The 11,034-nt window shown below is 64.0% G+C and carries 11 protein-coding genes; 9 read left to right on the plus strand and 2 right to left on the minus strand.

What is annotated here, in order from left to right:
* Positions 1–118: 118 nt before the first annotated feature.
* The gene (locus ACILRA_RS12760; RefSeq protein ID WP_395662475.1) at positions 119–595 is read right to left on the minus strand and encodes an L-2-amino-thiazoline-4-carboxylic acid hydrolase; all 477 of its coding nucleotides are present in this window, start codon (positions 593–595) and stop codon (positions 119–121) included.
* Positions 595–1,353 carry a triose-phosphate isomerase gene (tpiA, locus tag ACILRA_RS12765; RefSeq protein WP_395662476.1) on the minus strand — a complete coding sequence of 253 codons (759 nt, stop codon included), beginning with the start codon at positions 1,351–1,353 and terminating at the stop codon, positions 595–597. The genes ACILRA_RS12760 and tpiA overlap by 1 nt, the downstream gene beginning before the upstream one ends.
* A gap of 127 nt (positions 1,354–1,480) precedes the next feature.
* On the opposite strand from tpiA, the gene ACILRA_RS12770 reads away from it, so the two are divergent.
* The 9 genes from ACILRA_RS12770 (at position 1,481) to ACILRA_RS12810 (ending at position 10,922) form a co-directional block, all read left to right on the plus strand.
* Complete coding sequence (locus tag ACILRA_RS12770) at positions 1,481–3,367, plus strand: SurA N-terminal domain-containing protein (protein WP_395662477.1); 1,887 nt, start codon at positions 1,481–1,483, stop codon at positions 3,365–3,367.
* 32 nt (positions 3,368–3,399) lie between these two features.
* Positions 3,400–4,920: an anthranilate synthase component I gene (gene trpE / locus ACILRA_RS12775; RefSeq protein WP_395662478.1), complete on the plus strand. Its 1,521-nt coding sequence runs from the start codon at positions 3,400–3,402 to the stop codon at positions 4,918–4,920.
* The gene (locus ACILRA_RS12780; RefSeq protein ID WP_395662479.1) at positions 4,917–5,489 is read left to right on the plus strand and encodes an anthranilate synthase component II; all 573 of its coding nucleotides are present in this window, start codon (positions 4,917–4,919) and stop codon (positions 5,487–5,489) included. The genes trpE and ACILRA_RS12780 overlap by 4 nt, the downstream gene beginning before the upstream one ends.
* Positions 5,489–6,502 carry an anthranilate phosphoribosyltransferase gene (gene trpD / locus ACILRA_RS12785; protein ID WP_395662480.1) on the plus strand — a complete coding sequence of 338 codons (1,014 nt, stop codon included), beginning with the start codon at positions 5,489–5,491 and terminating at the stop codon, positions 6,500–6,502. Before ACILRA_RS12780 ends, trpD begins: the two co-directional genes overlap by 1 nt.
* Positions 6,502–7,296 carry an indole-3-glycerol phosphate synthase TrpC gene (gene trpC / locus ACILRA_RS12790; RefSeq protein ID WP_395662481.1) on the plus strand — a complete coding sequence of 265 codons (795 nt, stop codon included), beginning with the start codon at positions 6,502–6,504 and terminating at the stop codon, positions 7,294–7,296. The genes trpD and trpC overlap by 1 nt, the downstream gene beginning before the upstream one ends.
* The gene (gene moaC / locus ACILRA_RS12795) at positions 7,293–7,769 is read left to right on the plus strand and encodes a cyclic pyranopterin monophosphate synthase MoaC (RefSeq protein WP_395662482.1); all 477 of its coding nucleotides are present in this window, start codon (positions 7,293–7,295) and stop codon (positions 7,767–7,769) included. Before trpC ends, moaC begins: the two co-directional genes overlap by 4 nt.
* A 6-nt stretch (positions 7,770–7,775) precedes the next feature.
* Entirely contained in the window at positions 7,776–8,978 is a 1,203-nt protein-coding gene (gene glp, locus ACILRA_RS12800; protein ID WP_395662483.1) for a gephyrin-like molybdotransferase Glp, read from the plus strand.
* A gap of 101 nt (positions 8,979–9,079) precedes the next feature.
* Positions 9,080–9,787, plus strand: a complete 708-nt coding sequence (lexA, locus tag ACILRA_RS12805) for a transcriptional repressor LexA (protein WP_395662484.1) — start codon at positions 9,080–9,082, stop codon at positions 9,785–9,787.
* Between the two features lie 520 nt (positions 9,788–10,307).
* A complete protein-coding gene (locus tag ACILRA_RS12810) occupies positions 10,308–10,922 on the plus strand; it encodes a glutathione S-transferase family protein (RefSeq protein WP_395662485.1) in 615 nt (204 codons plus the stop codon).
* Positions 10,923–11,034 lie beyond the last annotated feature (112 nt).

Here is an 11,034-nt window from a genome sequence, read left to right on the forward strand (position 1 = left end):
AACGCCTCCAGTCCCAAACCCTTCGCATGGAAAGCCAACCCTGGCGATATCATCGCAGCTCGGAACCGTGGGTTCCAAACGTTGGAGTCAATCCACTAGGTTAGACCTGGCATTTGCTCTACGTGCCTGAAGTCTCCTTGGCGTAGCGGTAACGGAAGGTGCAGCAGGGTGCACCCTCCATGATCGTCTGCTTGCGCTCCAGCGTGATGTTCGGGTCATAGCCCTGGCAGAACGTGCCGTCCCGGTTGCAGGACAGGAGATGGCCGATCTTGCCTAATCCCATTTCCTTGTAGGATTCGGCATAGCGGCAGCGGGTGATGTCGAAGTCGAATGTCTCGTCATCCGCCTTGAGGACCTTCATCTCGAGCGCGCCGTCGGCCGTCCACAGCTCATAGAGCTTGATGAAATCGGCCATGGAGGTGGTTCCGGCCTTTTGCGCGAAGTACTTGCCCTCGGCGATCGCCGCCTTGCGGATGGCGGCGTCGAGGATGGCATTGGCCTTCTCCTCGCCCAGCTGTTCCACCATCTCGGCGTGGATGGGACCGATGACCTGCGCCTGCAGCTTGCGCTTGGTGAGGGTCGGGATCTCGCTCATCACGTATAGACCTTGATGATGCCGAGGAAATCGGCGGCCTTCAGGCTGGCGCCGCCGACGAGTGCGCCATTGACGTGGGGCTGGCCCATGAGCTCTGCCGCGTTCGACGCCTTGACCGAGCCGCCATAGAGGATGCGGGTCTGGACCCCCTCCCCGCCCATCAGCTGGCCCAGCTCCTTGCGGATCAGGGCATGGACCTCGGCCACCTCGGCGGTTGTCGGCGTGAGGCCGGTGCCGATGGCCCATACGGGCTCATAGGCGATCACGGTATTGGCGGCGGTCGATCCTTCGGGGAGCGAGGCCTTCAGCTGCCCGGCGACGACGTCAAGCGTCCTGCCCGCCTTGCGCTCTTCCAGCGTCTCGCCGATGCAGATGATGGCGATAAGGCCCGCGCGCTGGGCGGCCCTGGCCTTGCGGGCCACCATGTCATCCGTCTCGCCATGGTTGGTGCGGCGCTCGGAATGGCCGACGATGACGGCCGAGCAGCCTGCCTCCTTCAGCATCTCGGCGGAGACGTCGCCGGTATGGGCGCCAGCCGGGTTCCAGTGGCAGTCCTGCCCGCCGACCTTGATCCGCGTGCCCTTGAGGACGGACTTCACCCGCCTGAGGATGACGGCCGGCGGGCAGACCATGACATCCGCCTTCAGCTTCACATCCTTCAGCATGGCGGCGAGGAGCCGCGGCTCCTTCAGCATGGCCACGCTGCCGTTCATCTTCCAGTTCCCGGCGACCAGCGCCCGCGGCCCCTCACTTGCCATTATTTTGCTCCCCAAGTGCTTGAAAATAGCCTCTTAGCAGACGCATACCGCACTTGCGAGGGGGTGATGGCCTACCTATAGTGCGCCGCGCCCTCAACCGGGCATAATGTGAAAGGGACGACTCCCCATGATGGAATCCATGCGCAATGCCGCCAAGGGCTGGGTGGCGAAGGTCCTGATCGGCCTTCTTGCCTTGAGCTTCGGCGTGTGGGGCATCGCAGACGTGTTCAGGGGCAGCGCCACCGGCGCTCTGGCAACCGTCGGCAAGCAGGAGATCGCGCCCGAGCAGTTCAGCAACGCGTTCCGCGAATATCTCCAGAACTATGCCCGCCAGACCGGGCGCGGCATCACGCCGGAGGAGGCCCGCGCACTCGGCATCGACAAGGCGATTCTCGACAATCTTCTGCAGTCGGCCGCCCTTGACCACCAGGCGGGCAAGCTCAACCTCGGCGTATCCAGCACCTATCTGGCGCAGGAAGTGATGCTCAAGCCCGGCTTCCTGGACGCCGCCGGCAAGTTCGACGCTGGACGCTTCAAGATGCTTCTGGAGCAGAACGGCCTGAACGAGCAGGCCTTCTTCGCCGGCGAGCGCCAGAGGCTGCTGCGCGAGGCGCTGGTCGGGACCGCCACCGCCGATATGCCGGTGAACCGCGGCCTGCTCGAGGCGCAGTACCGCTTCGACAACGAACAGCGCGATGCGCGCTACTTCATCGTCACCGCGCAGGACAGCGAAGTGGCGGCTCCGTCCGAAGACGAGATCAAAAAGGAATACGAGGCCAACCCAACCGCCTACACAGCGCCCGAATACCGGGTGATCGCGACGATGAAGGTGGAACCCGCCGACATCGCCAGCAAGGTGACGCTGACCGAGGAAGACATTGCTGAAGGCTTCGAGAAGTATCAGCGCGATTATTTCACGCCTGAGAAGCGCACCGTCCTGCAGATTTCCTTCCCCAGCCTCGAGGAGGCCCAGGCCGGGCAGCAGAAGCTGGCCGCGGGCACGGATTTCATGGCGCTCGCCAAGGAGCTTGGCTTCACCGAGCAGGATGTGACCTTCGCCGACAAGGCGAAGACGGACTTCATCGATGCCGCCATCGCCGAGGCGGCCTTTGGCTTGGCCCAAGGGCAGGTCAGCGAACCCGTGAAGGGCACGCTGGCAACTGTGCTCGTGAAGGCGGAGCAGATCACGCCGGAGAAGCAGTCGAGCCTGGACGAGGTCCGCGCCGAACTGACGGAACGCCTGAAGCTCCAGCGCGCAAGCGAGGAGATCCAGTCGATCTATGACGCGGTCGAGGATGCCCGCGCGGAGCAGTCGCCTTTCGAGGATATTGCTGCGAAGACCGGCCTTCCCTTCCAGCTCATATCCGCCGTCGACAGCCAGGGTAACGGCAAGGACGGCAAGCCCGTGCCCATGCCCGCGGCACAGGAACTGGTGAAGGCGGCCTTCGCCAGTGACGTGGGCGTTGAGAACGACGCGCTCTCCCTCGACAACGGCTATGTCTGGTACGAAGTGCGTGAGGTCATTCCCTCGGCACTGCGGCCCTTCGAGGAGGTGAAGGCGCAAGCCAGCGCCGCCGTCACCGCTGCCAAGCTGCGGACGCTCGCGCAGGATAAGGCGAAGGCGCTGGTCGAGCGTGCGAAGTCTGGCGCCAAGCTCGACGAACTCGCCACCGAAGCGGCCGCCGAGGTCAAGACCGCCCAGGGCCTGCGCCGCGCCGAGCGCAGTGACAGCTTCAGCCCTGACGCCATTGCCGCCCTGTTTGCGACGCCTGAGACTGGATTCGCCTATGCACTCGAACCTGACGGGCGCAGTGCCAGGATCATGCAGTCGCAGCCAGTCCTGCTGCCGGCCTTCGTCGCAGGCTCAGCCGAGGCAAAGCAGATCAGCGATGCGCTCAAGGGCCAGGTCGCCGACAATGTGTTGACCGCCTATATCGCAGCCCTGGAGAAGGAAGCGGGTGTCACGGTGAACGAGGCGGTCTGGCAGAACATCTCGGGACAACAGACCAACTGAACCGATCCCCAGATGCTTTTGCCGGACCAGCAATGATCATCGCTCCCGACTACGACAGTTTCGCCCGCGCCTATGACCTTGGGGAACCGCAGGTTCTCTCGACACGGCTCGTCGCTGACCTCGAGACGCCGGTTTCCGCCAAGCTGAAGCTTGCGCGCAATGCGCGCTATTCGTTTCTGCTGGAATCGGTAGAGGGTGGCGCCGTGCGCGGGCGCTATTCCATCATCGGCCTCAACCCGGATCTGATCTGGAAGGTCGAAGGGGGTAAGGCCTCGCTCAACCGCATGGCGGGCACGGATCCGCAGGGGCCGTTCGAGGACACGGGGCTTCCCCCCCTTCAGTCGCTGCGCGCGTTGCTGGCCGAAAGCCGCATCAGCCTGCCTGAGGGTTCCCCGCCCATGGCGGCAGGCGTCTTCGGCTATATGGGCTATGACATGGTCCGCCTGATGGAGGACCTGCCAGAGCCAAATCCGGATACGCTGGGCCTTCCCGATGCCGTGCTGATCCGCCCCACCATCATGGCGATCTTCGACAGCGTGAAGGACGAGGTCACCGTCACCTCTCCGGTCTACCCCGGCGCGGGCGTAACCGCGCGGGCCGCCTATGTGCGGGCACAGGAGCGGATCAGCGAAGTGGTCGACGCGCTCGACCGGCCGCTTGACCACCGGGCCCTGAAGGAGGCCGACGTCTCGCCCATCGGCACCCCGCGCTCCAACACCTCGCCTGAGGAATACAAGGCGATGGTGCTGAAGGCGAAGGAGCATATTGCGGCGGGCGACATCTTCCAGGTGGTGCTGTCACAGCGTTTCGAGACGGAGTTCACGCTGCCGCCCTTCGCGCTCTACCGCTCGCTGCGGCGGGTGAACCCCTCGCCCTTCCTTTATTACCTCGACTTCGACAGCTTCTCGGTCATCGGCTCCAGCCCGGAAATCCTGGTGCGCGTGCGCGACGGCAAAGTATCCATCCGCCCCATCGCCGGAACGCGCCGCCGCGGCGCCACACCTGCGGAGGACCGCGCACTGGCGGAGGAGCTCCTTGCCGACCCCAAGGAGCGCGCCGAGCATCTGATGCTGCTGGACCTCGGGCGCAACGACGTGGGCCGCGTCGCCGACATCGGCTCGATCAAGGTCACCGACCAGTTCATCCTCGAATATTACAGCCAGGTGATGCACATCGTGTCCAACGTCGAGGGAAAACTCTCGAGCAAGCATGACACCATCGATGCGCTGGTCGCAGGCTTTCCGGCCGGCACCGTGTCGGGTGCGCCCAAGGTCAGGGCGATGGAAATCATCGATGAATTCGAGAAGAGCAAGCGCGGCGTCTATGCGGGCTGTGTGGGGTATTTCTCGGCGGATGGCGAGATGGACACCTGCATCGTGCTGCGCACGGCCATCGTCAAGGATGGCAAGATGTATGTGCAGGCAGGTGCCGGTGTGGTAGCCGACTCGATCCCCGAGGCTGAGCACCAGGAGTGTGTGAACAAGGCCAAGGCGCTGTTCCGCGCGGCGGAGGAAGCGGTGCGCTTCGCGGGCCGCGCCGGGAGGGCGCAATGATCATCCTCATCGATAACTACGACAGCTTCACCTATAATCTTTACCATTTCCTCGGCGATGTTGGCGCGGAGACCGTGGTGCACCGGAACGACAAGATCAGCGTCGGACAGGTGATCTCGGCCAGGCCTGAGGCCATCGTGATCTCGCCCGGCCCTGGCACGCCCAATGAGGCGGGCATCTGCCTCGAACTGATCGAGAAGGCGTCCGAGACCATTCCGGTCTTCGGCGTTTGCCTCGGCCTTCAGTCGATGGGGCAATGCTTCGGCGGCAAGGTGATCCGCGCGCCCGCCCAGATGCATGGCAAGACGAGCAAGATCCACCACACGGGCAAGGGCGTGTTCGAGGGCCTGCCGCAGGATTTTACCGCAACGCGCTATCACTCCCTCATCGTCGAGCGGGAGAGTCTGCCGGAGTGTTTCGAGGTCACGGCGGAAACTGACGGGCTCATCATGGGCCTGCAGCACAAGACACGGAATGTGCATGGCGTGCAGTTCCACCCGGAGTCCATCGCCTCCGAGCATGGGCACAAGATCCTCAGGAACTTTCTGAACCTGGCGAGGGCTGGCTGATGGCTGATCTGAAACCGCTCATCGGCAAGGTTGCCGCTGGAACGCCCCTCACCCGGGCCGAAGCGCGCGAGGCCTTCGGCGTGATGATGTCGGGCGATGCGACGCCGTCGCAGATCGGCGGCTTCCTCATGGCGCTCAGGGTGCGTGGCGAGACGGTGGACGAGATCACCGGCGCTGTTGAAATCATGCGCGAGAAGATGCTGCGCGTTGCTGCGCCAGCCGATGCGATCGACATCGTCGGCACCGGGGGAGATGCCTCCGGCTCCTACAACATCTCGACTTGTGCGGCCTTCGTGGCGGCGGGCGCCGGTCTCAAGGTCGCCAAGCACGGCAACCGTGCGCTGTCATCGAAATCCGGTGCGGCGGATGTGCTGATGGCGCTCGGCGTCAAGCTGGACATCGGGCCCGAGCGGATTTCGGACTGCATCGGCCAGGCGGGCGTGGGCTTCATGTTCGCGCCGTCGCATCATTCCTCCATGAAGCATGTGGGCCCCTCGCGCGTGGAACTCGGCACGCGCACGATCTTCAACCTGCTGGGCCCCCTCTCCAACCCTGCGGGTGCGCGGCGGCAGGTGACGGGCGTCTTCTCGCGCCAGTGGGTGGAGCCCCTGGCGCATGTGCTGAAGAACCTGGGCAGCGAGGCCTGCTGGATCTGCCATGGCGAGGGCGGCATGGACGAGATCGTGCCGACGGGCACGACGTGGATTTCCGAGTTGAAGGACGGACAGGTCACCAGCTTCGAGATCACGCCGGAGGCCGTGGGCCTCAAGCGCTCCTCCTTCGCGGAACTGAAAGGCGGCGAAGCAGCACAGAATGCCGATGCGCTGCGTCATGTGCTGGCGGGCAAGCCTTCCGCCTTCCGTGATGCCGCGGTCATGACGGCAGGTGCGGCCCTCGTGGTGGCGGGCAAGGCTGCGGACCTGACGCAGGGTGTTTCTGCCGCACAGACGGCAATCGACAGTGGTGCGGCGGAAGCAGCGCTCGCCACGCTGGTGAAGGTATCGAATTCCTGATGGCGACCATCCTCGACAAGATCGCGGCCTATAAGCGGGACGAAGTGGCCAAGGCCAAGACGCAGCTATCGCTCTCGGCACTCGAAGCCCAGGCGAAGGCGGCACCGCCCGTGCGCGGGTTTGCGAAGGCGCTCGACGCCAGGGCGGCGGCGGGCCAATGGGGCCTCATCGCCGAGATCAAGAAGGCGAGCCCGTCCAAGGGACTGATCCGCGCCGATTTCGACCCGCCGTCACTCGCCAAGGCCTATGAGGCGGGTGGTGCGGCCTGTCTTTCGGTGCTGACCGATACGCCCTCCTTCCAGGGCGCGCCGGACTTCCTGACCGCCTCGCGCGGGGCCTGTACGCTTCCCGCACTGCGCAAGGATTTCATGCTGGACACCTGGCAGGTGGCGGAAGCGCGCGCCTGGGGCGGTGACTGCATCCTGCTCATCATGGCGATGATCGATGATGCGCTCGCCGCCGAACTCGAATCCGCCGCGGAGCATTGGGGCCTCGACGTGCTGATCGAGGTTCATGACGAGGACGAGCTGGCGCGCGCGCTGAAGCTCCGCTCACGGATGATCGGCATCAACAACCGCAACCTCCACACCTTCGAGACGACACTGGCGACAACCGAGCGCCTGGCGCCGATGATCCCCAAGGACCGGATGATTGTTGGGGAAAGCGGGCTGTTCACCCCGTCTGACCTGGCGCGGCTTGCCGGGGTGGGCGTCAACGCCTTCCTCATCGGCGAGAGCCTGATGCGGCAGCAGGACGTTGCCGCCGCGACCCGTGCTATCCTGACGAAGCCATGAGCAAGCTCACCCACCTCGATTCCTCCGGCAATGCCCATATGGTGGACGTGTCAGACAAGACCGTGACCAGCCGCAGTGCGACGGCGAAGGCCGTGGTCGAGATGCTACCGGAGACACTGAGCCTCATTCTTGAAGGCAAGGCGAAGAAGGGCGATGTGATCGCCACGGCGCGCATCGCCGGCATCATGGCGGCAAAGAAGACGCATGAGCTGATCCCGCTCTGCCACCCGCTGATGATCACCAAGGTGACGGTGGATTTCACGCCCGATGAGGCGGCTTCGGCAATCGAGGTTTCGGCCACGGTGAAGGTCGAGGGGAAGACGGGTGTCGAGATGGAGGCGCTCACTGCCTGCTCGGTTGCCTGCCTGACGCTCTATGACATGTGCAAGGCCGTGGACCGGGGCATGAAGATCACCAATCTGAGGCTCGTCGAAAAGGCGGGCGGAAAATCCGGCCACTTCACCGCGGAGTGAACTGAAATGGCGCTGCTGCCCGTCGAGGACGCCCGTGACCGCATCCTGAAGGGCGTGAAGCCGCTTCAGATCGAAGCCGTCGTGCTGGACAAGGCGCTCGGCCGCGTGCTGGCAAAGCCACTGAAGGCGATGCGTGACCAGCCGCCTTTCGACGGCTCCGCCATGGACGGCTATGCGGTGATCGCTGCCGATCTTGCGGCAACACCGGTAACGCTGAAGCTCGCAGGCACCTCCGCCGCCGGCCATGGCTTCAAGGGCAAAGTGGCGAAGGGCCACTGCGTGCGCATCTTCACGGGTGCCCCAATGCCCAGGGGCGCGGATGCTGTCCTGATCCAGGAAAACACCGAGGCGAAAGGCGGCATGGTCACGGCCCTGCAGCCTGTGAAACCGCAGCAGAATGTGCGCGCCGCAGGCCTCGACTTCCGCCGGGGCGATGGGCTGCTGCCGGCAGGCTTGCGCCTCAACGCCCGCGACATCGGTTTGGCCGCAGCGGCAAATGCAGCAGCGCTTTCCGTGCGCCGCCGCCCGCTGGTGGCGCTGATCGCCACGGGCGACGAGCTGGTGCTGCCGGGGCAGCGGCCCGCCGCTGACCAGATCGTCTCCTCCAACAGCCACGCGCTGGCCGCCATGGCGGCCCTTCTCGGTGCGGAGGTGGTGAACTTCGGCATCGTGGCCGACAGTCTCAAGGCCACAGAACGCGCCATCGCCAAGGCAGCCAGGGCGGACATTCTCGTGACCACCGGCGGCGCCTCCGTGGGTGACCATGACTATGTGCAGGAGGCGCTCAGGAACTCTGGTGTGGCGATCGACTTCTGGAAGATCGCCATGCGGCCAGGCAAGCCCTTCATGTATGGCAGGCGCAAGGGGCAGCATGTGCTGGGGCTTCCCGGCAATCCCGTCTCGGCGCTGGTCTGCGCCCGGCTGTTCCTGAAGCCGCTGATCGAGGCGATGCTGGGTTTGCCCATGGCGGAGGATCTGGTGGAGGCGCGGCTCGGCGCGCCCATGAAGGCGAACGACCAGCGCCAGGATTATGTGCGCGCCACGCTCAGCGAGGACGCCGGCGGCGGGCGAATCGCCACGCCGTTCGACCGGCAGGATTCCTCCATGCAGCGCACCTTCCGCGAGGCCCAGGCGCTGATCGTGCGCCCGCCCCATGCACCGGCGGCAAGCCAGCATGACGTCGTAAAAATCTTACGCCTTGATTTCTAAACGATTACGGAATGTAAACACTTGCAGAACTAAATGGGTACGGATATCTGTGTTTTGGATTTGTTCCGATTCCGGACAACGAACATCGAGAGAACCGGCCAATGCTGACGCGGAAGCAACTTGAACTCCTCCTCTTCATAAACGAGCGGTTGAAGGAGGAAGGCGTGCCGCCCTCCTTCGAGGAAATGAAGGAAGCGCTCAATCTCCAGTCCAAGTCCGGCGTGCACCGTCTGATCGTGGCGCTGGAGGAACGTGGCTTCCTGCGCCGGATGCCAAACAGGGCGCGGGCGCTGGAAGTCGTCAAGCTGCCGGAGAGCCATTCGCCCAGCCTCACGGCCAAGAAGGCAACTGGATTCACGCCCAGCGTCATCCAGGGCAATCTCGGCCGGGTGAAGCCAATGTCCTCCAACCAGGATGGTGCGCCATCGGGCGCGATCATTCCCATGATGGGCCGCATCGCCGCGGGCGTGCCGATCTCGGCAATCCAGGACCACACCGCCAACATCACGGTTCCGCCTGAGATGCTGGGCGGCGGCGAGCACTTCGCGCTCGAGGTCAAGGGTGATTCGATGATCGATGCCGGCATCTTCGATGGCGACACGGTGATCATCCGCAAGGGCGACACGGCCCATAACGGCGATATCGTTGTGGCCCTCGTCGACGACGAGGAAGCAACCCTGAAGCGCCTGCGCCGCAAGGGCGATTCGGTGGCGCTGGAAGCGGCGAACACATCCTACGAAACGCGCATCTTCGGACCTGACCGGGTGCGGGTGCAGGGCCGTCTCATTGGCCTGATGCGGAAATATTGACCGGGGTGAGCACTGCACTTACTGCAGCACTTCCTGCACTTGGAGGCTTGGCGAAATTCGCCTAGAGCGGCGGGCGGTCAAATGGAATCCTTGTGACGGCTGATGTCTTCTCCCGCTCCTTCAGCGGGAGAAGAAGGGACCCGTTGCGGAACGCAACGGGGAGATGAGGGGAACAGGGTGCTGCATGCAATTCGGAGCCCCGCATTCCCTCACCTCCCCCAACTTCGTTGGGTCCCCTTCCTCTCCCGCGCCGCGGGAGAGGACGCTGGGCAAGCTGATCTCGGCTGACTGACCGGCGCTTTAGCGCGCGTTCCGACCAGGTGAAATCACCTGGTCGGAAAGAACTCGCGCAAGTTCAATGGCTTGAGCATGATCTTTTCGCAAAATTGGATTCCACTTTTGCGGATCATGCTCTAGATCAATTGCATGAGCATGACCCTATCGCAAAAGTGGTTTCCACTTTTGCGGGTCATGCTCTAACTTCCTGCAGTCTCGCTTTTTTTAAAGGAGTGCCTTGCCCATGAAACTCTACGGAGATCTGCTCTCGCCCTTCGTCCGCATGTCCATGGTCACCGCACACGAGGTGGGGCTGGGATCGCGCGTCGAGCACATCGTCGAGAACACCAACCCGGCGAAGGTCAACGAGCGGCTTGCGGCGCTCTCGCCCATCGGCAAGATTCCGATCCTCGAGACGGACCATGGTCATGGCGTTTATGATTCTCGCGTCATCATGGAGTATCTCTGCCATGTTGCGGGCAACACGGCCCTGATCCCCAATGACGGTGTGAAACGCTTCCGCGTGCTGACGCTGCAGGCACTGGGCCAGGGCATGGCGGATGCCGCCGTCGCCTACCGCTACGAAGTCGCCGCGCGCCCCAAGGGCCTGCAGTGGGAAGACTGGATGACGCGCGCGCTGGCGCGCATCCATGCCGCGCAGGATGACGTCGAGACCAACTGGATGGACAGCCTGTCCGAGATCAATGTGGGTTCGATCGCTGTCGGTGTTACACTCGCCTACATCGACTTCCGCATGCCGGACTTCGGCTGGCGCAACGGCCGGCCGAAGCTTGCGGCCTGGCATGAGGGCTTCTGCAAGCGCGACAGCATGATCAAGACGGTGATTCCGCCGCGGTGACTGCGGCAAGAGGTGCCTTGAAAGCGCAACCGCACAGGCCCAACCTCCGCCCATGACAGATTTTGACATGATCGTGGCGGGTGCTGGACCCGCTGGCCTGGCCGCCGCCTGC

The sequence above is a fragment of the Aestuariivirga sp. genome, from assembly GCF_044239095.1.
In the GTDB taxonomy this organism is placed as follows: domain Bacteria; phylum Pseudomonadota; class Alphaproteobacteria; order Rhizobiales; family Aestuariivirgaceae; genus Aestuariivirga.